Genomic DNA, 26,065 nt, shown 5'->3' with positions numbered 1-26,065 from the left:
GCGTTTGGCCATGCCTGAATAGGCGGGTATTAGTCAGGCTGATTAATGAATTTTTATTCCATCTATTGAAATTTAGGAATTTTTATTCCATTAATAGCCCTCCTGAAAACAATAATCCAAAGGACCACGGCTATGCGTGAACTCGGAATCGGCTTGATCGGCACAGGCTTCATGGGCCGCGCCCACGCCCTGGCATTCAACAATGCCCGGACGGTATTTGAACTGCCGGTACACCTCAAGCTGGCCGCCCTGGCCGATGCCGACACCGAACGCGCCCAGCGCTGTGCCACGGCCTGGGGGTTTGCCCAGGCCCACGGCAACTGGCAGGCGCTGATCGACGACCCCGCCGTGGATGTGGTGGCCATCACCACGCCGAACCACCTGCACTTTCCCATGGCGATGGCGGCCATTGCAGCGGGCAAGGCGGTGTACTGCGAAAAACCCCTGGCGGTCAGCCTGGAGCAGGCCGATGCCATGCGCCAGGCCGCCCGCGAAGCCGGGGTGGTGACGCGGGTCGGCTACAACTACCAGCACAACCCGATGATCGGCCTGGCACGGCAACTGATTGCCGAGGGTGACCTCGGCGACATCATCAGCTTCCAGGGCGAGTTCAGCGAAGACTTCATGGCCGACCCGGCGTCACCGTGGTCGTGGCGCTGTGAAGTGGAGCATGCCGGTGGCGCCCTGGCAGACCTGGGCAGCCACTTGCTGTCGATGGCGCGTTACCTCGTGGGCGATGTGACCGGCGTGTGTGCCGACACCCAGACCGTTCACGCCCAACGCCCGGCCGTCAAAGGCAGCGCCGAGCAGAAAGCCATCGCCGTGGACGACCAGGTGCACGCCCTGCTGCGCTTTGCCAACGGCGCGCGCGGCACGGTGAGCAGCAGTTGGCTCAAGCACGGTTACAAGAACCACCTGAGTTTCGAGATCAGCGGCACCAAGGGCACCTTGGCGTTCGATCAGGAACGCTTGAATGAACTGCGCCTGTGCCGTGTCGGCCAGGACGGTTTCCAGCGTTTGCTGGCAGGTCCTGCCCTGCCCGGCTACGCGGCGTTCAGCCCGGCGGCGGGGCATCAACTGGGGTACAACGAGCTGAAGACCCTGGAGGTGCAGGAGTTGATCATGGCCGTGACGGGGCAAGGCGCGGATGGCACCGACTTTGAAGCGGCGTGGGAGGTGGAGCGGTTGGCGACGGCGATTCGTGTGGCTGCCCAGGAAGAACGCTGGGTCAAAGTGAACTCGCTCTGAAAATGTGGGAGGGGGCTTGCTCCCTCCCACATTTAGATCACCTACACACATTTAAATCAGCGCAAGGCTCGGCGCAGTACTTTACCCACAGTGGTCTTGGGCAACTCGGTACTGCGAAACTCCACATACCTGGGCACCTTGTAACCCGTCAGGTATTCGCGGCAATGGGCGAGGATCTGCTCCTGGGTCAGATTCGGGTCCTTGCGCACCACGATGATCTTGACCTTCTCCCCCGTCACGCCATCTTCCACCCCGATGGCCGCCACTTCACCGACTCCAGGGTGCAGCGCCACCACGTCTTCGATTTCATTGGGGTACACGTTGAAGCCCGAGACCAGGATCATGTCTTTCTTGCGGTCCACCAGGCGGATATAGCCGCGTTCATCCATCACGCCGATGTCACCGGTCGACAACCATCCCTCGGCGTCGAGCACTTCGGCGGTGGCGTCCGGACGTTTCCAGTAGCCCTGCATCACCTGCGGGCCGCGCACCTGCAGTTCGCCTTGCTCGCCGATATCGGCCAGCTCGCCGTCTTCACGCATAAACCGCACCCAGGTCGACGGTAAAGGAACACCGATGCTGCCGGTGAACTCCATTTCGCGCATGCGCGCAATGTCGATCGGGCTGATGCTCACCACCGGCGAGCATTCGGTGAGGCCGTAGCCTTCGATGATCGGCAGCCCGGTGACGTCCTTCCAGCGCTTGGCCACCGCCGTGTGCGTGGCCATGCCGCCGGCGATCACCATGCGCAGGTCGGAGAAGTCCCGGGCGCAGAACTCCTTATTCTCCAGCAAGCCGTTGAACAGCGTATTGACTCCGGCAATGCCATTGAAGCGCTCCTTGCGCAGGATCATCTGCACCCGCTTCACATCCCGCGGGTTGGCGATAAGGATGTTGCGCCCGCCCAGGCACATGAACATCAGGCAGTTCACCGTCAGGGAAAAGATGTGATACAGCGGCAGCAGGGTGACGTTGGTTTCCTGCTTGTCCTGGTCCAGCTGGTCGCCGACCCAGGCCTTGGCCTGCAACAGGTTGGCGATGATATTGCGATGGCTGAGCATCACGCCCTTGGCATCCCCGGTGGTGCCGCCGGTGTATTGCAGGAAGGCCAGGTCGTCGAGGTGCATGTCCACCGGGAAGTGGTTGAGCGCGCGGCCCTGTTTCAGCACCTGGTTGAAACGCACCGAGCCCCTCAGGTTGAACGCCGGCACCTGCTTTTGCACGCGACGCAGGATGAAGTTCATCGCCGCCCCCTTGAAGCTGCCGAGCAGGTCGCCGATGGCGGCCACCACCACGCGCTTGACGCTGCTGCCGGCGATGACTTTTTCCAGGGTGTGGGCGAAGTTTTCGAAGATCACCACGGTTTCGGCGCCGCTGTCCTTGAGCAAGTGCTTGAGCTCATGGGCGGTGTACAACGGGTTGACATTGACCACCACCGCGCCGGCCAGGATCGTGCCCAGCAGGCAGATCGGGTACTGCAGGCAGTTGGGCATCATCAACGCCACGCGGTCGCCCTTCTGTACACCCTGGCCCTGCAGCCAGGCGGCGAACGCAATGCCTTGCACCTGCCAGTCGGCGTAGGTCATCTCGGTGCCGATGCTGACGTAGGCGACCCGCTCGCGAAATTTCTCCAGGTGCTCCAGGAACACCTCGCGCAACGACGGGTAGTCCTCGATACCGGCATCGATGTCCGCCGGGACGCCGGGCAGGTAAGCGTTCAACCAGACCCGTTCGGTGTGTTCCAGGCTGATAGCGTTCATGGCGGTCTCCTTATTGTTGTTTTTGATGGGGCTATTTTTCGACGATAGCGGTAATACCCAGCCCGCCCGCCGCGCAGATGGAAATCAGACCGCGACCGCCGCCCCGCTCGTGAATGGTCTTGGCCAGCGCCGCCAATTGCCGGCCACCGGTGGCGGCAAACGGGTGGCCGCAGCCGAGAGAACCGCCGTTGACGTTCATTTTGGCGCGGTCGATGGCCCCCAGCGGCGCCTCCAGGCCGAGCCGTTCGCGGCAGTAATCGGCGTCTTCCCAGGCCTTGAGCGTGCACAGCACCTGGGCGGCAAACGCTTCGTGGATCTCGAAGAAATCGAAGTCGGCGAAACTCAGCCCTTCGCGCTTGAGCATGCGCGGTACGGCGTAGGCCGGAGCCATCAGCAGGCCTTCGCTGCCGTCGACAAAATTCACCGCCGCCGTCTCGCCCGTGCGCAGGTAGGCCAACACCGGCCAGCCATGGGCCGCCGCCCAGTCTTCGCTGGCCAGCAGCACCACCGAGGCACCATCCGTCAGTGGCGTGGAGTTGCCCGCCGTGAGGGTACCGTGCTGGCGGTCGTAGGCCGGGGACAGGCCGGCGAGTTTCTCCAGGCTGGCGTCGGCGCGCAGGTTGTTGTCCCGCGCCAGGCCGCGATGGGGGCTGATCAGGTCGTCGAAGAAACCGCGCTGATACGCGGCATCCAGGCGCTGGTGGCTGGTGAGGGCCAACTCGTCCTGGGCCAGGCGCTTGATCTGCCAGCGTTGGGCCATGGCTTCGCAATGTTCGCCCATGGACAAGCCGGTACGCGGCTCGCCATTGCGCGGCAACAGCGGCTTGAACAACATCGACGGACGCACCTTCAGCAGTGCCTTCACCTTGTCGCCCATGCCCTTGGCGCGGTTGGCCGCGAGCAAGGTGTGGCGCAGGGATTCATTGATGCCGATGGGCGCGTCGGAGGTGGTGTCGGCGCCACCGGCGATGCCCACGTCGATCTGGCCGAGGGCGATTTTATTCGCCACCAGCAAGGCCGCTTCCAGGCCGGTGCCGCAGGCTTGCTGCACATCGTAGGCCGGGGTCTGCGGGGATAAGGTGGTCGACAGCAGCGATTCACGCGCCAGGTTGAAATCCCGTGAATGCTTGATCACCGCGCCGGCGGCAAACTCGCCCAGGCGCTGGCCGTGCAGGTTGTAACGGTCGACCAGGCCTTGCAGCGCCGCCACCAGCAGGTCCTGGTTGCTGTCGTGGGCGTACACCGTGTTGGAACGGGCAAACGGAATGCGGTTGCCGCCGATGATCGCCACGCGGCGGGTCGGGGCCGGGTTGAAGCTGTAGTCACTCATGTAGGGCTCTCATTCCAGACAAATAGCCCGCGCATATGCGGTTTGTCGCCAGCGAAATTGCGCACTTCGAATTCGCGCCGCGGGCCGCTCACGGGGTGTTGCCACAGGGCGACCTGGCCGGGCAGGAAGATCGGCAGCTTGAAGTCGCAATGGGCTTCGGCCTGATCCAGGCCACCGGGGGGTTGTTGAGCGGCCAATGCGCGGCCAAGGGTCCACATGCCATGGGCAATGGCGCGGCGAAAGCCAAAGAGCCTGGCGCCGATCAGTGAGGTGTGGATCGGGTTGAAGTCCCCCGAGACCTTGGCGAAGCGCCGCCCCAGATCGGCGGGCAACACCCAGCGCTGGGTGCGCAACAGGCCCTCCTCCTGCAACGCCAGCGCGTCTTCCCACGGCTCGCCGACGGGATTTTTCACCTCGCGGCGCAGGTACAGGCTGTCGCTTTCCCACACCAAGGTGCCGTTGCTGTAGGCGCGGGTGGCGATGCTCAGCGCCTGGCCCTTGGCATGGGCCACCCAGCATTCGCAAAAGACTTCCAGGCGCAACGCCTGGCCTTCATGCAGGCGCTGGTGCTGCCGGATGCGGTTGGCCAGGTGCACCATGCCGCTGGCCGGGTACGGAAAACTCGGACGGGTCAGCAGCATCAGGTGCAGCGGGAACGCCAGCACATGGGGGTAGGACAGCGGCACACCCTGTTCGCGGCGAAACCCACAGGCACGGCCATAGGCGGCGATACCGCTGGCGGACAATTCCACCGCCGAGCGCACCAGGCGCTCCTTGGGCAACGGCGGTGCGCCGTCGAGCTTGGGTTTGCGCAGGCCACGCACGCCGTCCAGCAGCAGGCGCGTGCGCGATGGCGGAGGGTCGATGATCTGCGTCACGTAGTCCATGGCTCAGGCTCCCAGCAGGCTTTGGCCGCACACGCGCACGACCTGGCCGTTGACCCCACCCGACGCCGGGTGCGCCAGCCAGGCAATGGTTTCGGCCACATCGATCGGCTGCCCGCCTTGGGACATCGAGTTCATGCGCCGCCCGGCCTCGCGAATCATCAAAGGGATTTTGGCGGTCATCTGGGTCTCGATAAATCCAGGTGCCACCGCATTCACCGTCACCTGTTGCACCGCCGCACGCGGGGCCAGGCCTTGCACCAGGCCGATCACGCCGGCCTTGGAGGTGGCGTAGTTGCTTTGCCCGAGGTTGCCGGCAATACCGGAGATCGACGACACGCACACGATACGCCCACCCGGATTCAGGCCCTGGCTGTCCAACAAGGCATTGCTCAGCTGCAACGGTGCTTCGAGGTTGACCGCCAGCACGCTGCGCCAGGCCGCTTCAGGCATCTTGGCGATGGTCTTGTCGCGGGTGATCCCGGCGTTGTGCACCACCACATCGAAGGCACCGTATTGGTCGACATGGGCATGCAACTGGGCAGCGGCGTCCGCTGCCGTGATGTCCAACGGCAGCGCCGAACCGTCCACACTCGCGGCCGCCTGTTGCAGCGAGTCCTGGGCCTGAGGGACGTCCACGCAGACCACATGGGCGCCCTCGCGGGCCAGGACCTGGACGATGGCCAGGCCAATGCCTCGGGAAGCGCCGGTGACCAGCGCACGTCGGCCGGCGAAGGGTTTGTCCCAATTGACGGCGACCTGCCCATCCACCGGTTTTTCCAGGCGCACCACCTGCCCCGACACATAGGCCGAGCGCCGCGACAGGAAGAAACGCAGGCTGCTGTCCAGTGCGTCTTCCGCTCCCGGCGCCACGTACAGCAACTGCACGGTGATCGCCCGACGCAACTCCTTGGCCAATGAACGCACCAAGCCTTCGAGCGCACGCTGGGCGATGGCCTGGGGCAACTCGGTGCAGTGTTCCGGCGCGGTGCCCAGCACCACAACGCGGCCGTGTTGGCCCAGGCGTCTAGCGTTGGCATGGAAGAACTCATAGAGCTCGTCCAGTTGTTGCAGGCCGGTTATGCCGCTGGCATCGAACACTGCGCCCTGCACCTTGACCGTGGACGGCGCCTTGAGCGTCGCCGGGGTGGCGGTGACCGTGTCGGTGGCGCTGAACACCTGTTGCACCTGCGCAGCCAGGCGCCCTGCCCCGGCGACAATCACCGGGTTGGCCAGGCCTGGCTGGCCGCTGCGATGGCGCTGCAACGGCACGGGCTGGGGCAAGCCTACCACCTGGGCCAGGCGACGGCCCCAGGGGGAATTGACGAACGATAGGTAGCTGTCACTCATATCAGCATTCACTCACAACACATTCTGACCTTGTAAACCCGATCCATGTCGGAGGGGGCAAGCCCTAATGCCAGTCATGTAGGAGCGAGCTTGCTCGCGAAGAAACTCAGGGCCACCACGTTTCTCCAGAATGAACGCGTTGCTTAGACGTTCTTCGCGAGCAAGCTCGCTCCTACATGACTGGCATTGAACCCATCCCCCTCCCACATTGACCGCGTTTGTCCTAGTTGACCGGGGCGTTTTCACCTTGGGCGGTTCGGCGTTTGGGCGCTGGCTCCAACGCCTGCCTGCGCTGCTGCAACGCCTCCAGCAAACCGAAGTCCTGGGGGAAGTCATCCACTTGGATAGCGTGGTCGGCGTATTCCACATAGCGCGCCAGCAAGGCATCTTCGTCGTCGCTGATCAGGTCCAGCGCCCGCGCCTTGACGCGCCAGGCGGTGAAGGCCGTGGCGGCGATCGGCATCGGTTCGAGCAGGCCTTGCCTGATGGCCGGCTTGAGTCGGGCGTCGATCAACTCCACCTGCGGCAACAGGCGGAAGCCCAATTCGCCGTAGGCCAGCTTGTCGATTTCCGGACGTGGAATGTAGGAGTTGGCCAGCAGACGGTCGCGGGTTTCGCCGGGGGTCTGCACCACATCGGCCACCTGGGCCAGCAGGCGATCCGAGGGTTTGTGCAGGGGAATGCCGAACGGGAACGTCAAGCCACGCAGCACCGCCGCCGCCGCGGTGGAGGGGTAGTTGTCCAGCACTTCGGCAAGGGCCTCATGGGCACGCAGCAATGCGTCCTGTGCCGCCCAATGCACCAGCGGCAGGTCTGCCTGGGGCCGGCCGTCATCCTCGAAGCGCTTGAGCACGCAGGACAGGATGTACAGCTGCGACAGAATATCGCCCAAACGCCCGGTGATACTTTCCTTGCGCTTGAGGGCACCGCCCAGCACGCCCATGGAAATATCCGAGATCAGCGCCAGCACCACCGACAGACGATTGGCCTGGCGATAGTAGGACGCCAGCGCCGGGTCGGTCTTGGCCGGTGCGGAAATCAGACGCCCGCCGGTCAGGGCATGCACCGCCGCACGTACGGTGTTGGCCAATACAAAGCTCACATGACCGAACATCGCGCTATCAAAATCTTCCAGCGCCTGGCGCCGGTCCGGGTTGCGCGCCGCTTCCATTTCGCGGAACACATAGGGATGGCAACGAATGAGGCCCTGGCCAAAGATGATCAGGCAGCGCGTCATGATGTTCGCGCCTTCCACCGTGATGGCGATGGGGCTTTGCTGATAGGCACGGGCCAGGAAGTTATTCGGGCCCATGCAGATGCCCTTGCCGGCGACGATGTCCATGCCGTCATTGACGATCATCCGCGCGCGTTCGGTGACGTGGTACTTGGCGATGGCCGAGATCACCGAGGGCTTCTCACCGGCATCCAATGAAGCCACCGAGACCTTGCGCACCGCATCGCAGGCATACAGGTGCCCGGCCATGCGCGCCAGCGGCGCCTGCACCCCTTCGAACTTGCCGATGGGCAAGCCAAACTGTTTGCGCATCGCCGCGTAGGCCGTGGTGCCGCGCACCGCGACCTTGCCCAGGCCGACGTTGGCCGATGGCAGGGAAATCGCGCGGCCGGCGGCCAGGCATTCCATCAGCATGCGCCAGCCGTTGCCGACTTGCTCGCGGCCGCCGATGACCCATTCCAGCGGGATGAACACGTCCTTGCCGGTGGTCGGCCCGTTCTGGAATACGGCGTTGAGCGGCCAGTGCCGGCGACCACTGTTTACGCCGGGATGGGAGGTGGGGATCAGGGCACAGGTGATGCCGAGAGAGCCTTTCGGCCCCAGCAATCCGTCCGGATCTTCCGCGCGAAACGCCAGACCGAGCACCGTGGCGATCGGTCCCAGGGTGATATAGCGCTTGTCCCAGGTCACACGGAAACCCAGTACTTCCTGGCCTTCATGGGTGCCTTTGCAGACGATGCCCACATCGGGAATCGCCCCGGCATCGGAGCCGGCATACGGGCTGGTCAGGGCAAAGCACGGGATGTCTTCGCCCCGGGCCAAGCGTGGCAGGTAGTAATTGCGCTGGGCGTCGGTGCCGTAATGCAGCAGCAGTTCGGCCGGGCCCAGGGAGTTGGGCACCATCACCGAAATCGCCGCCGCCGAGCAGCGCGTCGACAGTTTCATCACCACTTGGGAATGGGCGTAGTGGGAGAAGCCTTTGCCGCCGTACTGCTTGGGAATGATCATGCCAAGGAAGCCGGCGTCCTTGGTGTACTGCCAGCCTTCGGGGGACATGTCCTGCCAGACCTGGGTGGTTTCCCAGTCGTTGGCGATATCGCACAGGGTTTCCACTTCATTGTCGAGAAAGGCTTGCTCCTCGGCGCTCAGGCTCGCCGGGGCCGCTTGCAGCAGGCGCTGCCAATCGGGCTTGCCGCTGAACAGCTCAGCGTCCCACCACACGGTGCCGGACTCGATGGCGGCGCGTTCGGTGTCGGACATCGCCGGCATGATCGTACGAAACAGATTGAGGGCCTTGCCGGTCAACAGCGCGCGGCGCAGCGGTTTGAGGCTCATCAACAACGCCGGCAATACCACCAGCACGGCCGCGACGGTGGCGCCGAAAGCCGCCACCCCATTGAACAGGTAACCCGCTGTCAGCCAGATCAGGCCAGCGCCCAACCACAGGGTGGCGGCAGCTTGTCGATACGCCAGGGCAATCGCGGCTGCGACACCTACCAATAACCAGATAACCATGGGGATACCTCTACTCGATTCAGGGCGTGGTTTACGTGCGAAAGGTCGGATCGACCTGCGGCGTAAAACCACACTACAAACTTGGAAAGACAAATTCAAATTTTGTTTTGAAATTTTTATTTAATGCCTGGGCGAAAAAATAGCGGCTGAATGAATCAGCCTGGAATGCCAATACTCAAGGAACTGTCGACGTGGAATGAGGGTGAAGGCATCAAGATGCGCTTGGTGCCTTTTCCATCACCCTCTATGAAATATCAGAACGCGTAGGTGGCCGACACGCTCACCACATCGCCCGACGACTCCGCCTTGCCATTCAGGCTTGCGCCACCCAGGCGATCGACGTTTTGAGTCTTGAGCTTGACCTCTTGCACGAACTGGTGGGAATAGGCCAGGTCAAGACTGAGGCCCTTGATTGCTTTCACATCGTAACCAGCCCCCAACGACAGGAATGTACGGTCGCCATCCGGGATTCGTGGGTCGCGGGTCGAATTGCGTGTAGGTGTCTGGTCAAGGGCTACACCTGCACGCAAGGTCAACTCATCGGTCAAGCGGTAGTCACCGCCGAGAGAGTACATCCAGGTGTTCTTGTAGTTGTAGGGAATGGACACAATGGTGGTGCCACCGGACTCGAGCGTCAGGTCTTTGAAAGAGGACCACTCAGTCCAGGTCACACTGGCCCCCATCGTGAAGCGATCGTTGAACTGGTGTACCCAGTCCAGGCCGGCCGTGGCAGGAATGTCCAGTTGGACACTGGCATGGGCGCCGTCCGGTGCCAGCTCTAACCCTGGATAAGCGGTATTCACCAACGTACCGCTACCGCCAAACGGACTTGGCTGGGTCATCAGGTTGTAGGAAAACTGATCGGCGTAAATATTATATTTGCCGGTCATCTTGTTCTTGATCTTGGCGTGGTAATTCAAGCCAAGGGTGTCTCGCTCCGTGGGTTTCCAAACAATGCCGGTAAACCAGCCCGCGGAAATGTTGTCGACCTTCACACGCATCAAGGCATTGCCGACATCAGATGGAAAATTGATCCCGCCCAGCACGGAATCGGACACCGCGGCGGCAGACAACAAGTCCACGTTTTGGCTGACGAAGCCCTTGCTGTGTTGCACGATCACGCCACCGCCGATAGAAAATTGATCATTCACCTTAAAGGACAGGGATCCGGTCAATCCTACGGTTTCAATTTTGGTGTCCACTGCAAAGTCGCGCAGTTTCGAGTCCTGATCCCAAGTGGAGCGCATACCTTGCGGCACAACCTGGCTCAGGCCGAAAGCGAACCGATCCCCCAGGGGCATGACCATGAAACCGGTTGGCAACCAGGCAGTGAACCCGCCTTGACCGCCGTCGTTGTTATTCACCGTGGTCGATGCGACGTCGGGAAAACCATTGGCGTCCAAGGGCGTATTGGAAATCGGGTTGCCTGCATAATCAGAGGCGTCACCTTTGTACTTGATCTTGATGCGGGCGTAGTCGACGGTAAATTGCGCCACGTTGTGTTCGACAAACGCCATGGCCGCCGGGTTGTTGTATGCGGAACTGGGATCGTTCTTGAACAACGAGCCACCGGCAAATGCCCGGCCCCAACCGGGTGCACCGTAGGTCGGAGTTGAAAAACCGCCGGCCTGTGCAGGCGCGTTCACCATCGCCCCGCCTATCAGTGCCAGCCCCAGCAAAACCTGCACGTGTTGTTTCTTATTATTCATGCGGCACTCCTTATTGTTATTTCTCTGAGCCGGCCCCACCGGTTCGTTTTGCTTCCGGCAGTTCACAAACTGGCGCCCGATCGAGGCGCCAGTCTTTCAACAGGTGATCAGCCCGGTGTGTCAGTTACCCATCAAGGCACGATGGTAAATGTCGGGCTTGGGGTAACGCTCAGGCTCACCACGGTGCAGCTGCCGCTCAGGGTCTGGTTGGAGGCGGTCAGTACACCACCGCTGTAGCCCACGGTGATGGTGGACGGACCGCAATTGGACGCCGGATACAGAACCGACGCGGCGATGGTGTAACCGACGTTGCTGACCGAGCCCGCAGCGGCACCGGTGGCGGTCAAGGTCCATGGCAGACCGGTGATTTTCGGCAGCGCACAAAGACCACCGCCGGTCACCGCCACACCGGTGATTTTTGCCACACCGCTGGCATCGACGTTCCCGGTAAAAGTTGCGCCGCAGTTAACAGTGGCCTGGAACGACGATGGCGACTTCACCGAAATGGTGCCTGGCGCAGTGAAGCTCGAGTTCACCGGGGTGATGCTATAGGCATTGGCCATCGAAGCAGCACCCATGCAAACAGCCAAAGCAGACAACGATACGAGGGTTTTCAAGCTTTTCATTGTTTTTCCTCACATGTTATGGCGAGTCATTTCGCCAGGGGGTAATGGCCATGAACGAGAGGTCACGGTGAAACTGCAGAACTTCCCTTTCCAGCCAAATTTCAATTCAATTACCGCAGCACGCTATTCAACAACTTTGAAGTTCGGCGGCATCTTGATCGACACCGTCTTGATCTTGCAGTCTTCGCCAATCGGTACATTGGCGGCTTCCAACTTGCCGGTGGCGTTATCCCAGGTGCCATCGGCGGTAGAAGGCCCGCACTTGCCGCCCAGGCCGAAGGCGTGAACATCCACACTGATCTTCGACATGGAACCGCTCCTGGTATCTTTGGCGACCAGGATCCACGGCAAGTTGATGGCTTCGACCCGGCTGCACTTGAGGCCGCCGTCGAATTCGACTTTGTCGACATTGACCGAGGAACCGTCCGCAGCGACCTTGCCGGCCACCTTGATGGTGCAATCGGCGCTGATCAGCGCGCCTTTGGAGAAGCTGATCGGGCCCTGGGCGGTAAAGGCGCTGCCCGCCGGTTCGATACGCGCGGCCTGGGCCTGGTGATAGGCGATCAGGCCCAGCACGGCCAATACGATATGGGTGGTGAACTTGGCAGGTATTTGCATGGTGTACGTCCTTCCCTTTAATTATTGTTGTTCGGGTCAAAGCACTTTCTCGGGGCGATAAAATCCTGCGCGGCAATCAGGCCCCGAGCACACGACAACACTCAGTGTTACTTCAGATCAAAACGGCTTGGCACTGCCGCTGTACTTCTCCAGGTACTTCAAACGCTGTGAAGGTTGAAGATTGGTCAGGGTGATATCCCCGGCATAATGATTAAGCACTCGATGATCCATGCGCCGCCGCCACAAGTACGGTACATACGCCCAGACAATCATGCTCGCGTAACCATAAGGCAGTTGCGGCGACTCATCGAAATGACGCAACGACTGATAACTGCGCGTCGGGTTGGCGTGGTGATCGGAGTGCCGCTGCAGTTGGAACAGAAAGATATTGGTGACAATTCGATTACTGTTCCAGGAGTGCCGAGGCGAACACCGTTCATAACGACCGTTGGGCAACTTCTGGCGTTTAAGGCCGTAGTGCTCCACATAGTTCACCACTTCCAGTAACGAGAAGCCGTAGATGCCCTGGATAACCAGGAACGGAATCACCGCAGCCCCCAGCCAGGCAATCATCGCCCCCCACAACACCACGCTGTACATCCAGGCACTCAGCACAGCGTTTTTCCAATGCCAGGCCGGCAGGCCGAGTTTGCGCAGGCGCTCGCGCTCCAGGTTCCAGGCCGAGCGAGCACTGAACCACACCGAGCGTGGCAGGAAAGCCCAGAAACTCTCACCCAGCCGCGAGCTGGCCGGGTCTTCCGGCGTGGCGACGCGCACGTGATGGCCGCGGTTGTGCTCGGTATAAAAGTGCCCGTAAAACGTCGGCGCCAGGGTGACCTTGGCGAGGAACACTTCCAGGGTATTGGGCTTGTGCCCCAATTCATGGGCCGTGTTGATCGCGATACCGGTGGCAGCCCCCGTGGACATGGCCATTCCCAGGTAGGTAAACCAGCTTGGTTGACCATGCAGTTGCGCACGCTCAGTGATGTAACCGGCGGCGTGGGCCAACCAGCTGGAAGGTTCAAGGTTGGCGGTGGCGTGCAGCAGGCCGCCCCGGATGATCCAGTCGATGCCGCCGGCGGCCAGCCAACCGGTAATCACCACCGACGAGATGACGAACAGCACGCCGGTGTAGACGATCCAGCGGTAGTAGCGTTGGGATTCCAGGTGGTTGACGGCGGATTCGGGCGGGTTGCTGATGTCTTCGCCGAGCAGCCCGTCGATCAGGGGGATCAGGCCAAAGATCACCAGTACACCGACCCACCACAGTTGCTGGATACCAGTGGCAATGGCGAGTGCGCCGGACAACAGAGGGGTGGCCAATGGCAGGATGCCCAACCACCACAGGTGGCGCTTGCCGTCGGTCCAAATGCTTGGCGCTGCCAGAGTCTGGTTCATGGCAGCCTCCTTGGCAGGCAGGCGGTAAACAGGTTCAGGGAGCGCTGGATGCTCCGGGAAATCAACCATGCGATAAAAGACGTTTTTTTCATTTTTATTCGCTCTTAGGCATTTCAAAAATCATTTCAAAATAAATATTGAAATATTTTTTTTAAATAAATAGCGCGGAATCGTTAGGTCGTCAACTACTTTTTCGAGGCCTTTTTTACGTGACTGGACAGTCTGTTTTTCAGCTGTTTGGTCAGGTCTCTAGGGCAGGCATTTGCGACGCTCGACCCGGCGATGAGGGCCACGATTATTTGTTCGCCAAGGCAAAGGGCGGATGCAGGACCGTGGCCGTTTCCACCGGGCGCACGCGCTTGGCCACGTGCAACACGGCCTCGACCACCCGCGCCGTGGCGGTGATCGGCAGCATGTGGCCGCGCCCTTCCACCACTTGCAGCTTGAGGCCGGGCACTTTATCGGCGAGGGCCTGGCCATGCCGGCGAAAGTCCAGCACCTTGTCCCGCGCGCCATAGATCAGGCCGATGGGCAGGGTCAGTTGGGGATAGCGCTTGACCATCCCGGGCAGGCAGTCGTTGACCAGCGCAATCTCGCTGGAGGCAGCGTAAAAGTTGTCGGGGCGCATCCCCAGCAAGCCGCCGCCCCGGGTGGCGAAATCCTCGGGAGCGGCGTCCGGCGCAAACACGCCCTTGACCACCGAACGTCGAGTCAACAGGCCCATGGGCACGGTGAGGGTATTGGCCACAAAGCGTCGCAACCAGGCCGGTCGCACCGCCAGCGACCAGAACACCAGCGGCAACCTGGGTTGGGGATGGGTCAACGGTGCCACCAGCACCAGGCCCGATACAGCCTCAGGATGATCAAGGGCCAGGGCCAGGGAAATCGCCCCGCCGAGGGAATGGCCGAGCACCAAGGGTTTGTCCAGGCCAAGCTGGTTGATGAAGGCCGCGACTTGCCGCGCCTGGGCCGGCAAGTCCGCAGCGGTGCCGGTATGACGCGTGGAATAACCCGACCCGGGACGGTCGAGGGTGATCACCCGAAAGTGCTCACGCAACTGGCCGGACAAGGCATAGGTCAGGTTGCGACTGCTGCCCATCAGCCCGTGGATCATCACCAGCGGTGGTCCCTTGCCCTCTTCCACATAATGAAAGCGCTCGCCATTCACCTCCACGAAGCGCCCGTTGATCGGAACGGCGGCTTCGATGCGCCGTGTCATCCAGGCGCTGAAACTCCATAGCACCGCACTCGCCCCCACCAGCACACCTGCAGCAATCACCCATTGCACAGCCATAGCTCGTCCTCAGCTTCCCTGTGACCGGCGACCTGACCGGAATTGATCAAGGCCTCGGCCAACGTCCACACCCTGGACCTGAACGGCGTGCGTACCACGCTCGTCCGTCGGACAAGTCGCACATAAGGCACAAGGTCCTAGCGTAGGCGCTATTTTCAGGTAGATTATTTAAAATCTTTTTTAAAATAATTAATTCAATTTTTCTTTGCAATGGTGTTCTATCTAAAAGACACAACAAAAACAGGAGCACATCCGATGCCCATGAAGGACCGCCTATGAATGCCCACAGTGATTCCATCGACATCGCCATCATCGGTTCGGGTTTTGCCGGCCTGTGCATGGCGATCAAGCTCAAGGAAGCGGGGTTCACCGACTTCTTTATCGCCGAGCAGGCCGACACCCTCGGCGGCACCTGGCGGGACAACCATTACCCAGGTTGCGCCTGCGATGTGCAGTCCCATGTGTATTCGTTTTCCTTTGCGCCCAACCCGGACTGGACACGTCAGTTCGCGCCGCAAGCGGAAATCCGCGCCTACCTGGAACACTGCGCGGTGCGCTTCGGATTGACGCCCTACCTGCGTTTCGGCATGGGCCTGAAGCGCGCGGTGTTCGATGAACAACTACAACGCTGGCAGTTGAGTTTCAGCGATGGCCGCCACGTCAGTGCGCGGGTGCTGGTGTCGGGCATGGGCGCCCTGGCACGCCCGGCGCTGCCGGAGATTCCGGGGCTGGAAACCTTCAAGGGCAAGCGCTTCCACTCCCAGCAGTGGGATCACGCATACGCCTTGAAAGGCAAGCGCGTGGCGGTGATCGGCACGGGGGCCAGTGCCATCCAGTTCGTGCCGCAGATTGCGCCGCAGGTGGCGCACCTGGATCTGTTCCAGCGCACTCCACCGTGGATCATGCCCAAGCCGGATCGCGGGATTTCAGCGTTCGAACGCTGGCTGTTCAAGCACCTGCCTGTTACCCAGCGCCTGGTGCGTGGCGCCTTCTACTGGGCACTGGAAGGCCGTGTGCTGGGCTTTGCGCTGCATCCGCGGCTGATGAAAATGGTGCAGAAAGTCGCCCTGCGCCACCTTCGCAAACAAGTGCCGCGCCCTTCCCTGCGCAAGGCCCTGACGCCGGACTACACCATCGGCTGCAAGCGTGTGCTGATCTCCAATGACTACTACCCGGCGCTGTCGCGCAGCAATGTCGAGGTGGTGACCGACAAAATCCTGCGTATCGAAGCCGACGGTGTGATCACCGCCGACGGTATCAAGCACCCGGCCGACTGCCTGATTTTCGGCACCGGTTTCCAGGCCACCGACCCGCTGCCCCGGGACTGCATCATCGGTCGCGACGGTGTGGACCTGATGGACACCTGGCGCGACGGTGCACACGCCTATAAGGGCACCACGGTGCCGGGCTATCCCAACCTGTTTCTGATCATCGGGCCCAACACCGGCCTGGGCCATAACTCGATGATCCTGATGATCGAGGCGCAGGTGACCTACATCCTCGACGCGCTCAGGCAGATGCAGCGCCATCGCATCGCCACGGTGGACGTCAAACCGACGGTGGAACAGGCCTACAACCGTCAATTGCAAGACCAACTCAAGCGCACCATCTGGAACACCGGCGGTTGCCAGAGCTGGTACCTGGACCCACGTACCGGCAAGAACACCACCCTGTGGCCCGCTTCGACATGGCGCTTCAAGCGGGTCACCCGGCAGTTCGCACTCAAGGACTATGCGGTCGACCTGTTGCCCCTCGCTGCGCCGCCCCGTCCGGCCACGGCGCCCCACTCCACCGCAGAAGGCAGCCTCTCATGAAGTCATTCAACGGCCGCGTAGCGGCGATTACCGGCGCGGCATCCGGCATGGGCCGTGCATTGGCCCTGGCACTCGCGCGCGAAGGTTGCCACCTGGCACTGGCGGACAAAAACGCCCAGGGCCTGGAGCAGACCCTGGCACTGATCAAGACCTCGACCCTGGCGCCGGTGACAATTACCACCCAGGTGCTGGATGTGTCCGACCGCCCGGCCATGGAGGCTTGGGCGGCGCGCTGCGTGGCCGAGCATGGCCAGGTCAACCTGGTGTTCAACAACGCCGGCGTGGCCCTGTCGAGTACGGTCGAAGGCGTGGACTACGCCGACCTGGAGTGGATCGTCGGCATCAACTTCTGGGGCGTAGTCCACGGCACCAAGGCGTTCCTGCCGCACCTCAAGGCCAGTGGCGACGGCCATGTGATCAACACGTCCAGCGTGTTCGGCCTGTTTGCCCAGCCCGGCATGAGCGGTTACAACGCGACCAAATTCGCCGTGCGCGGCTTTACCGAAGCCCTGCGCCAGGAGCTGGACCTGCAACGCTGCGGCGTCTCGGCCACCTGCGTGCACCCCGGCGGCATCCGCACCGATATCTGCCGCAGCAGCCGCATCGACGCGAACATGACCGGTTTCCTGATCCACAGCGAACAGCAGGCCCGCGCCGACTTCGAAAAACTCTTCATCACCGATGCCGACCAGGCCGCCAAGGTGATCCTGCAAGGCGTGCGCAACAACAAGCGTCGCGTGCTGATTGGCCGCGATGCGTATTTCCTCGACCTGCTCGCCCGTTGCCTGCCGGCCGCCTATCAAGCGCTGGTGGTGCTGGCCACCAAGCGCATGGCCCCCAAGCAACGCAGGCCAGTGTTTGAAACCAACGACAAGCCCCGTCTCTGAACAGGAGCACGAATCATGTTGCCGATCCGCCGCGACCTCCACTTTGCCCTGCCCGCCGAACGCATCACCGACTGGCACGAACAGGGCCCGTTCATCACGCATTTCTTCAATGCCTTGTCGCTGCTGTTCCCCCAGGGCGAGCTGTTTTTCATGGACAGCGTGCGCCACTACCGCCAACGCATCGACGACCCGGCGCTAAAGAAACAGATCCAGGGATTTATCGGCCAGGAGGCCATGCACAGCCGCGAACATGTGGCCTATAACGACCTGATGCAAGCAGCCGGGCTTCCGGCGCACACCCTGGACCGTCGGCTTAAGTTCATCCTCGACCTGCAGAAAAAACATTTCCCGCCCGCCTTCAACCTGGCGATCACCATTGCCCTGGAGCATTACACGGCGATGCTCGCGGAGATCCTGCTGAGCGATCCGTCACGCTTTGGCGATTCGCTCAAGGGTTACCAACAGATGTGGTATTGGCACGCCCTGGAAGAAACCGAACACAAAGCCGTGGCCTTTGATGTGTGGAACACGGTGATCGAGCCTGGCCCCAAACGCTACCTGCTGCGCACGGGCGCCATGCTCACCACCACGGTGTTTTTTTGGCTGGTGGTGCTGGATTTTCATCTGCGTCTGTTGATTGCCGACCGCAAGGCGGGTGGGCATCTCAAAGGCTTCTGGCGCATGTTGAAATTTCTTTATGGCCCCAAGGGCGTCTTCCCACGCATGCTGCGGCCGTGGTTGCACTATTTCAAACCCGGCTTTCACCCCTGGGATCACGACAACCGTGCACGCCTGACGGGTATCGATAGCTTGGTCGAGGAGATCGAACAAACCCAACGCGGCTACTAGCCCTGCGCCATGGCCACCCGTTGGCGCACAAAGCTTTCCAGCTGGTCTCCCGGCAGTGCCTTGCTGAAATACCAGCCCTGGATAATCAGCTCGTCGCCGGTGTTCAAGAAGGCCAACTGCTCGGCGGTCTCCACGCCCTCCACCACCACGCCCAGGTTCAGCGCTTCGCAGAAACGCAGCATGCCAGTCAGGACCTGGGCGCCCTTGGGATCGTGCTGCGCCACCACGAAACTGCGGTCGATCTTGATGAAGTCCACCGGGAACTGGTGCAGGTAACTCAAGGCCGAAAACCCGGTGCCAAAATCATCGATATAGACCTTGGCGCCGATGGCCTGCAACTTCTGGATGTTCTGGCGCGTGGCCGGGATATCACTGACCAGTGCATCTTCGGTGATCTCCACCGACACCTGGCCGTGGGCCTGGGCGAGGATCGCCACCAGGCGCTCGCCGTAGGCGGCGTCGGTCAGGGTGGCGCTGGAAATATTGATCGTCATCGGCAGGGTAAAGCCGAGTTTCTGCCATTTCTGGTACTGGCGAATCGCCTGGGATGCCACCCACATATCCACGTCCGGCATCAACCGCGCCTGGGCCAGCCATTGCAGGAACTCCCAAGGCGAATGCACCGTACCGTGGGCGTCGCGGGCACGCATCAGCGCTTCGCAACCGGTGCACAGCCCGGTGCGGGTCGAGACCTGCGGTTGGTATTCAAGATAGAACTCATAGTCGCTGATCTGCTGGATGCGGCTCAGTTCATTGGCCTGGCGCAACTGGATCCGGTGCGACGCCAGCACGGGGTCAAGCTCGCGCAGCCGACCTTTTTCTTCCAGGCCGTGAAAGGTCATGTCCAGGGACTTGAGGTACACCGTACCGCCTTCGGCGGGCTGGCGATGGATCGCGCGCACATAGGGCGCATACACCAGCGTGCCCAGGCCCAGTAACCCCAGTTGCAGCACCACCGCCGCCAGGTCGCCATGGGTACTGAGGTAGGCATTGAGCAGTATCGGTGCGGTGAACGGTACACTGGCGACCGCCGGCGACACCCAACCCACCTGCACCACCGTCAACGCCACCATGGCATTGACGGCGGGCACTAACAGAAACGGTAGGAACAAGCGCGGGTTGAGAATGATCGGCAAGCCGAACAGCAGCACCTCGCTGACGTTGAACAGCGAGAGCGGCAAACTCGCCATCGCCACCAGGCGCATGGACTGGCTCTTGGAAAACAGCAGGATCGCCAGCAGCAGGCACAACGCACCGCCCGAGCCGCCGATAAAAGCAAAGCTGCCCAGCAGGCCGCTGTTCAATACATACCTGATCGGCTCGCCCGCCGCCGACGCTGCGCTATTGAGCACCACGGCCTGGTCCAGTACATCGAACAGCGGCTGCATGGCGTACACACCGTGGATTCCGAAAAACCACAGCAATGAGTTCATCAGGGTCACGAACAAACCGCTGCCATAGGGCGACTCCAGGGCATCCAGTACCTGAGGCCCCTGAAGCTGCGCCACATACGGAACCTGCAACAGCGAGGACAACACAGCCACGAGCAACAGGGCCGTGATGAGGCCTGGCACCACCATATTGATCGTGCCCCTGAGGTTGTGCCCCACCAGGTCCTCGTTGACCAGGCGGGTCCAACGGAAACGGTGCAGCCAGGCAATGGCCGGCACATTGAGCAACGGTGAGGCGATAGCGATGAACAGCACGAACGTCGCCGAGGCCCGAGGGTATTCGCGCAGGATAAACGTCGCCACCACCACATGGGCCAGGCACAGGAATGCCACCGGCAGTTGTGGCAGGCGGTGCTGGATAGCCAGCATGTAACCGATGGAAGCGGCGACCAGCAGCGGGATCACTGAGCTGATCTGGTTGTGCAGCCCGGCCAGGAATGTCACCACCTGTGGGGCGAAGCCCAGTGCTCGGGCGCACTCGGACAGGATCAGAAACCCTGCCGACACCAGCAGGCAGGGCAGGATCCACAGCAGCCCTTCACGGATCGCACGCAATGACTCGGTACTGGCCAAGGCCGCCAGGCGCTGAGTAAGGAAAAGTTTGAATAGCGTTTGCGCCATGCCCCATCCCTCTGCCATCGCTCTCTGCCCCCAAGGGGCAGGCCCAAAAACCCTTGTCACGCTACACGCCCTGATGCCGTGAGCGAAAGACTTTTGCCACACTACCCGTCATTATTCCAAATCAATTTAGGCCCTTGTGGACGATCGGCGCCCCGACGCCGAGAACCTGCCGAGGGCTCCGATACCGTTCCCTTTCAGGAGTAAACCTTTGACCCCACCTGGCGATAACCACCAGCGCGCCCTGGATAGATTCCTGAGCGAACATCCGGACGTGGCTCTTGAACTCAACACCCTCAACCCGCTTGCGGCCCAAGCCAAGGGCGAAACCCTGGCGCAGTACCGCGATGAACGCCTGCATGAAGCCTTCGAAGCCGAAGCCGAGCGCCAGGGCCTGTTTGCCTGGGAATTGACCCTCAAGCTGACTGCGGACTCCCGCGAAGCCTTTGAGGCCCAGCGTCTTGAAGTGCATAAGGAAGTGGCGCAGATGGCCGGCCTGAGCTGGGCCGAGTACTGTCAATTGCATGACTTGCCCGGCTGAAACCCCAATGGCAGGCACCAGTACCGCCGCCGGCCATCCAGTGCCTCGCGCAACTCGGCGACGGAAACGCTGCGCCGCTGCGGATCCATGGCCAACGCTGAGTGCAGCGCCGACCAGCAATGCCTGGGCAATCGGCGCGGCCGCGGCAGTGGTCGATCGGGCTGGCGCTCACCCAGGCGCTGGCCCTGGGCCAATTCATAGATCACGCAGGCCGCACCATACAAATCGGCGCCCGCTGACAAGCCCCCACCCGCCATCAGTTCCGGCGCTGCATACGCGGGCGTCCAGGCGTTCAAACGGCTGCGGTTCAAGCCCGGCAGCCCGGCTGTCTGCTGCACTTTCGACCGGCCCAGGCCGAAATCGAACAAACGCACTCCCTGCTCACCCACGATGATATTGGCGGGCTTCACATCGCCATGGAGAATGCCCTGCTGGTGGGTGTACGCCAGCGCGTCCAACAGCTGCAAGGCCATGGGCTGCAGTTCCTGCCAGGGCACTCCTTGTGGACATTCCATCAGCAGCCGATCGAGGGTCATGCCGTGCAGCAACTCCATGGTGAAGAATGCCACCTGGTGCAGCGTGTCGACTTCGAAGGAAAACACCCGCACCACATGCTCATGCCGCAAGCGGCGTGTGAGGGCAAACTCGCTGTACAGCAGTACAGGGGCGTCAGGGCACGCGGAAAATGTTTCGTCCAAGCGTTTCAGGGCCACGCTGGAGGCGGGCTCACCGAACGTCTCATGCAGCAGGTCCCGGGCGCGATAGACCACTCCCATGCCGCCTGTGCCCAGCTTGCGTTCAAGCTGATAGCGCCCGGCAAGCAAGTTCGGCGAGCTTGCCTCCTCGCTCATGGCTGGATCACGACGGCCGTAAGGTCATCCCGCGCCGGCCCGCGTAACACGTCGTTGAACAATCGCTCCACCACCCGCCATGGTGTGCCTACGCTCATGGCGCTGCCCAGCTCGCCATGGCTGAGCCCCTGGTACAGGCCGTCGCTGCACAACAAAAATACATCCCCGGGTTGAGTACTGAGCTCCAGTACCTCCAGACTCAGTGCCTGTCGGGCGCCGATCGCACGGGTCAAGGCCCTCGCGCCCGGATAGACCCGAGCCTGTTCCAGGCTCAACTGCTGCGTATCCATCAGTTGCTGCAACACGGTATGGTCACGGGACAGCTGGTACAGCCGCTGCCCGCGCCACAGATAGCAACGGCTGTCGCCCACCCAAATGCAGGCCGCACGCTGGTCTTCGAGCAACAGTGCAACCACGGTACTGCCCATGATGCCCGCCGGACCGTCAGTCGGCGCCTGCCCCAGTTGGCTGTCGAGCCCGCGCAGGCAGCGCCGGACGGCCTCGACACGCTGATCAAAACTGCCCTGATCCGGCAGCGATGCAAGACTGCTGATTACCCATCGGCTGGCCACATCCCCGGCCTGATGGCCTCCCATTCCATCGGCGACCGCCCAGCACCCACGCTGGGGGCAATCGAGGAACGCATCCTCGTTGCGCGAACGCAACTTGCCTTGAACCGTGCGCCCGGCGCTGCGCCAGGTGTGCGCCGTGTTCACAGTTGCTCCGGCAGGCGGAAGGTGCGCCATGCCGCCATCTGGAACGGGCTCGGGTTGCGCTGGCTGGTGAGCAGGTAATTGGCGCGCAGCCCGGCCAGGTCGGCCTTGAGAATGTGCGCATCCCTGCCATTTGCCGGCTCACTCTGCATCAGGTCGAAGAAGCGGAACAACGACCACTCGCCGCTGTTTTTTTCGATCCCCAGCGGTCGCTCGGTACCCCGTTCCAGCACCAGGCTGCTGCGGCTGCCAGGCGTCTCGCCTGGCCAGTGGAAGGCCATAGGCACAATCGGCCCATGACGGTATTCCAAGTGTTGGTCACCCACTCGCAGGATCGCCCGGCTGACGGCTTGATCGAGACTGTAGGGCGCCAAGGTGAATCGAACGGCCCATTCACCCTGTTCCTCGGTGAAAAAGCCTTGCCGAATCATCTGGGCCCTGGCCAGTTGGTCCAACAGCGAGCGCGATATCGGCAGGCTGCGACCGTCCAGGCCCCGCAGTCGATACCGGTTGCCATCAGCGCTGATAAAAGGCCGCAGGTACGTTTCATAAAAGCGCGCCATGGAACCTCGAGGTTTAAAAAACGTCTGGAAATCGCCCAGGGCAACGTCACTGGTAGCATGCGCATTGAACGGGTAGCGACGCTGGATGGCCCTGGCGTAAAAACCATAGAGCTCGCTTTGGTAACGCTGGTTCACGTAGACATAGGTGCCATCGAGCAGATGACGCCAGGCGTGGTCGGCAATGTCTTCGAGCCAGCCCTTGAGCGGCAGCGGCAAGCGGGCGGCGGCATTACGCAGGTTGGCCAGAAGAGGCTGCTGCCCTTCCATGCGCTGCTTGACCCATGTAAACGCTGCCTGCTCCGGGGAACTCTCCCGGCTCAGCGACGACAATTGCAGGTGTAATTCATCGAGCAGCCGCAATGCCTGGGTCAGTTCAGCACCCGGGTTCTGTTCTTCATCAAGTAGCAGGTGCAGTGGTTCGAAGCGGCGCTGCAACGCACGCCGGGCCGTGTCAGGCAGCATCTGGCCCTGTAACGGTTTGACCAACGCACCGGACACCGTTGCACTTGACTCGCCGGCCTGCTGGCTCAGCGCCTCGACCCGATCATGGATCGATAACAGCCGGGTGTTTTCGCGAACCTGCTGCAACAGGCGCATCAACGCCGACTGGGCGGATATCAGGCTCGCCAGTTGGTCGGCGCTGTGCCGCAAACTGTCACTTTCCTGCAGGCGGACACGACCGAGGGCGTCACTCCAGGCATCGGCGTACTCACTCAAATAACGCTGTTCCAGTGCCTGCAGCAACCGGCGCATATCCATGGCGCTGAGGTCGGTACCTTCCCCAAGCACCCAGTTATCCTGGGCAATGGCATTGACCAGCGCAGGGCCCTGCTTTTCGAAATACTGCTGGTACCTTTTGGTGTAGAAACCGGGTATGGGCGGCTCAAGGTTGGCGAACACGCCGCCATCGGCCAGTCGCAGAGGCTCCAGGCTGCGGGCTTGTTCACGCAGTGCACGGTAGACCACCTCTGCCAGCGACTCGCCGCGTAATGCCTGGCGGGCCTGGGCCACCAGTGTATCGTTCAACGGGGCTGCGAACGGTTGCTCCAGTAATCGCCCAAGGTGTTCGTTCAAACGCGTCTGCGTCGAAGTGTCCCCCGCATAACGCGCAGACCAATGGCCTGCCATGTACTCCGCCAACCACGCGTTATCACGCCGTTCGCGCAGGTTGAGCATCAGGTACGCCCGCAAGCTGTCCAGCAACCGCTCGCGCTCGCCAAGGCTGGCCTGCACCTGTTCTTCAAGCAGGGTTGCCACGTGCGGCAGTAACTGATGGCGCAGGCTCTCGTGATAGGCATCGGTCAATAACGGACGACTCACCTGCCCTTGATACAAGCCGGCTCGATCAACCCAGCGGACCTCAGTGACAGGTGGAAACACGCGGGTCGCTGCCAGACGACTGTCCAGCAGCGCCAGCAATGCCCGGCTCTCGTCCGCATCAGCTTGGGCAGGCGCCGGCGTGTTCAGCGCCTGCAACTGCATCAGACGCTGATGATTGAATGAATAACTGTGCCCCCATAACCACCCCGCCATACCGATGACCAGCGCCGTGGCCAGCGCCAGCCCTCCTTGGCGTCGATGCAGGCGGCGGCGCTCGGGGGTATGCAGCCCGGCAAGATCGGCCTCGGCGAAGATCACCCGGCGGAACAAGCCCTGGACAAACTGCGAGCGCGTATCGCCCACGTTCGCACACGTCAGGTAGAACCCTCGCAGGCCATTGATACGCTGATAACGCTGAGCGGAAAAAGCCGTCTCGACAAACAGGCCCAAGCGGTCGCCCAGGCGTGCGACCTGCCGAGGAAAATCCAGCATGCGATCGCGGCGCTCGCCGCTACGCTCCTGATGCAAGCGCGGGATCAGCTCCGCCCCCAGGCGTTGGAGCAGCGCCTCGAAGGCCTCGCGCACCTGGGCAATGTCGGATCCGGACGTGCCCGCCACCAGGTGCCCGCCCAATATGTCTTCCGTGCCGTCGCCCTGCTGCGCATCAAAAAACTCGGCGAACCCTGGCAAACGGTCGGCCCGGGTCAACACCAGATAAACCGGCACATCCACATGCAGCGTCTGCTGGATGTCCTGCAAGCGAGTATGGACATGACGCGCGTGGAGTTCCAGGTCATGCTCATTGCCCCCCCAAAGCGTATCCACCGACAACGTCACCACAACGCCGTTGAGCGGGCGAGCCCGACGGCGCGACCTGAGCAGACCGAGCAGCGTCGACCATCCCGCCGCATCCACCGTACGGTCAGGCTGGTCCAGATAACGTCCGGCAGTCTCCAGCAGCACGGCGTCATCGGCGAAGTACCAGTCGCAGTAGGCCGTTGCACCTGGTATTGGCGACTCGGCCCGATCGAGTGGGAACTGCAATCCATTGGCGGCCAGCAGATGGGTCTTGCCACTGCCTTGCTGGCCGATCAACAGGTACCAGGGCAGCGCATTGCGCCAACGCTCACTGCGCTCACCGTAGCGGCGGGAGGTTTTCAGGGTTTGCAGCGCCTCCTTGAATCGCCCGCGTACCTGACTTTGCTCATCGTGGATCAGCCCCTGGCGCTGATGATGCGCCTGGTGTTCCGGCTGGTTGAGCCGCGTGGCGCGCCGTGCGCCTACCACCACCATTGCCAGTCCCCACAGTAGGAACAGGCCACAGATGGTCAGCAAGCGAGCCGTCGCGCTTTGCCAGAACCGATGGTCATCCACTGCCAGCAATGGTCCGAAAAACCACACCAGCAATGCGCTGGACAGCACCAGCAACAGGCTCCATAACCAAATCTTGCGCAGCAGCGTGCCCGCGCCCTTGAAGAATGCGTTCATTCAT

19 protein-coding genes are annotated in these 26,065 nt (G+C 61.9%); 5 read left to right on the top strand and 14 right to left on the bottom strand.

Annotated elements, in window-relative coordinates; all coding sequences use genetic code 11:
- Nucleotides 1-132: 132 nt before the first annotated feature.
- Nucleotides 133-1,248: a Gfo/Idh/MocA family protein gene (locus BB029_RS29915; protein ID WP_065942013.1), complete on the top strand. Its 1,116-nt coding sequence runs from the start codon at nucleotides 133-135 to the stop codon at nucleotides 1,246-1,248.
- A gap of 56 nt (nucleotides 1,249-1,304) precedes the next feature.
- Here the strand turns inward: BB029_RS29915 and BB029_RS29910 are convergent, their stop codons facing one another.
- From BB029_RS29910 to BB029_RS29865, 10 genes are all read right to left on the bottom strand, one after another.
- Nucleotides 1,305-3,008 carry an AMP-binding protein gene (locus tag BB029_RS29910; protein ID WP_065942012.1) on the bottom strand — a complete coding sequence of 568 codons (1,704 nt, stop codon included), beginning with the start codon at nucleotides 3,006-3,008 and terminating at the stop codon, nucleotides 1,305-1,307.
- A 31-nt stretch (nucleotides 3,009-3,039) separates the two neighbouring features.
- Entirely contained in the window at nucleotides 3,040-4,338 is a 1,299-nt protein-coding gene (locus BB029_RS29905) for an acetyl-CoA C-acetyltransferase (protein WP_065942011.1), read from the bottom strand.
- On the bottom strand, nucleotides 4,335-5,225 hold the full coding sequence (locus tag BB029_RS29900; protein WP_065942010.1) for a MaoC/PaaZ C-terminal domain-containing protein: 891 nt from the start codon (nucleotides 5,223-5,225) through the stop codon (nucleotides 4,335-4,337). The genes BB029_RS29905 and BB029_RS29900 overlap by 4 nt, the downstream gene beginning before the upstream one ends.
- Nucleotides 5,226-5,228: 3 nt before the next feature.
- A complete protein-coding gene (locus tag BB029_RS29895) occupies nucleotides 5,229-6,572 on the bottom strand; it encodes a 3-oxoacyl-ACP reductase (protein WP_065942009.1) in 1,344 nt (447 codons plus the stop codon).
- 223 nt (nucleotides 6,573-6,795) lie between these two features.
- Nucleotides 6,796-9,321 (bottom strand): acyl-CoA dehydrogenase, encoded by a 2,526-nt coding sequence (locus BB029_RS29890; RefSeq protein WP_065942008.1) that lies wholly within the window; start codon nucleotides 9,319-9,321, stop codon nucleotides 6,796-6,798.
- 254 nt (nucleotides 9,322-9,575) lie between these two features.
- Entirely contained in the window at nucleotides 9,576-11,030 is a 1,455-nt protein-coding gene (locus BB029_RS29885) for an outer membrane protein transport protein (protein WP_065942007.1), read from the bottom strand.
- A 131-nt stretch (nucleotides 11,031-11,161) separates the two neighbouring features.
- The gene (gene praB, locus BB029_RS29880) at nucleotides 11,162-11,656 is read right to left on the bottom strand and encodes an alkane oxidation protein activator PraB (RefSeq protein ID WP_027608591.1); all 495 of its coding nucleotides are present in this window, start codon (nucleotides 11,654-11,656) and stop codon (nucleotides 11,162-11,164) included.
- A 123-nt stretch (nucleotides 11,657-11,779) separates the two neighbouring features.
- Nucleotides 11,780-12,274 carry an alkane oxidation protein activator PraA gene (praA, locus tag BB029_RS29875; RefSeq protein WP_065942006.1) on the bottom strand — a complete coding sequence of 165 codons (495 nt, stop codon included), beginning with the start codon at nucleotides 12,272-12,274 and terminating at the stop codon, nucleotides 11,780-11,782.
- A 117-nt stretch (nucleotides 12,275-12,391) separates the two neighbouring features.
- Nucleotides 12,392-13,672, bottom strand: coding sequence for an alkane 1-monooxygenase (locus BB029_RS29870; protein WP_065942005.1), 1,281 nt, complete (start codon nucleotides 13,670-13,672; stop codon nucleotides 12,392-12,394).
- A gap of 295 nt (nucleotides 13,673-13,967) precedes the next feature.
- A complete protein-coding gene (locus BB029_RS29865; RefSeq protein WP_065942004.1) occupies nucleotides 13,968-14,966 on the bottom strand; it encodes an alpha/beta fold hydrolase in 999 nt (332 codons plus the stop codon).
- A gap of 275 nt (nucleotides 14,967-15,241) precedes the next feature.
- Here BB029_RS29865 and BB029_RS29860 point away from each other — a divergent pair, with 275 nt between their 5' ends.
- From BB029_RS29860 to BB029_RS29850, 3 genes are read left to right on the top strand one after another with little or no spacing between them, the layout of a single operon-like run.
- A complete protein-coding gene (locus BB029_RS29860; protein ID WP_065942003.1) occupies nucleotides 15,242-16,780 on the top strand; it encodes an NAD(P)/FAD-dependent oxidoreductase in 1,539 nt (512 codons plus the stop codon).
- Nucleotides 16,777-17,667 carry an SDR family oxidoreductase gene (locus tag BB029_RS29855; protein ID WP_065942002.1) on the top strand — a complete coding sequence of 297 codons (891 nt, stop codon included), beginning with the start codon at nucleotides 16,777-16,779 and terminating at the stop codon, nucleotides 17,665-17,667. The genes BB029_RS29860 and BB029_RS29855 overlap by 4 nt, the downstream gene beginning before the upstream one ends.
- Before the next feature lie 15 nt (nucleotides 17,668-17,682).
- Nucleotides 17,683-18,516 (top strand): metal-dependent hydrolase, encoded by an 834-nt coding sequence (locus BB029_RS29850; protein WP_065942001.1) that lies wholly within the window; start codon nucleotides 17,683-17,685, stop codon nucleotides 18,514-18,516.
- Here BB029_RS29850 and BB029_RS29845 read toward each other — a convergent pair.
- Nucleotides 18,513-20,588, bottom strand: coding sequence for an EAL domain-containing protein (locus BB029_RS29845; protein WP_065942000.1), 2,076 nt, complete (start codon nucleotides 20,586-20,588; stop codon nucleotides 18,513-18,515). The two genes, BB029_RS29850 and BB029_RS29845, sit on opposite strands and share 4 nt — an antisense overlap.
- Nucleotides 20,589-20,796: 208 nt before the next feature.
- On the opposite strand from BB029_RS29845, the gene BB029_RS29840 reads away from it, so the two are divergent.
- Nucleotides 20,797-21,126 carry a DUF6388 family protein gene (locus BB029_RS29840; protein ID WP_065941999.1) on the top strand — a complete coding sequence of 110 codons (330 nt, stop codon included), beginning with the start codon at nucleotides 20,797-20,799 and terminating at the stop codon, nucleotides 21,124-21,126.
- Here BB029_RS29840 and BB029_RS29835 read toward each other — a convergent pair.
- The 3 genes from BB029_RS29835 to tssM are packed head-to-tail and all read right to left on the bottom strand — an operon-like array spanning nucleotide 21,102 to nucleotide 26,061.
- On the bottom strand, nucleotides 21,102-21,977 hold the full coding sequence (locus tag BB029_RS29835; protein ID WP_065941998.1) for a serine/threonine-protein kinase: 876 nt from the start codon (nucleotides 21,975-21,977) through the stop codon (nucleotides 21,102-21,104). The two genes, BB029_RS29840 and BB029_RS29835, sit on opposite strands and share 25 nt — an antisense overlap.
- Nucleotides 21,974-22,723, bottom strand: coding sequence for a PP2C family serine/threonine-protein phosphatase (locus tag BB029_RS29830; protein WP_065941997.1), 750 nt, complete (start codon nucleotides 22,721-22,723; stop codon nucleotides 21,974-21,976). The genes BB029_RS29835 and BB029_RS29830 overlap by 4 nt, the downstream gene beginning before the upstream one ends.
- Nucleotides 22,690-26,061, bottom strand: coding sequence for a type VI secretion system membrane subunit TssM (gene tssM, locus BB029_RS29825; RefSeq protein WP_065941996.1), 3,372 nt, complete (start codon nucleotides 26,059-26,061; stop codon nucleotides 22,690-22,692). The genes BB029_RS29830 and tssM overlap by 34 nt, the downstream gene beginning before the upstream one ends.
- Nucleotides 26,062-26,065: the final 4 nt, after the last annotated feature.

Source organism: Pseudomonas sp. S3E12 (assembly GCF_001702295.1).
Lineage (GTDB): Bacteria > Pseudomonadota > Gammaproteobacteria > Pseudomonadales > Pseudomonadaceae > Aquipseudomonas > Aquipseudomonas marginalis.
The sequence above is the reverse complement of the archived record's forward strand: the minus strand, read 5'-3'. Positions and strand labels throughout refer to the sequence as shown.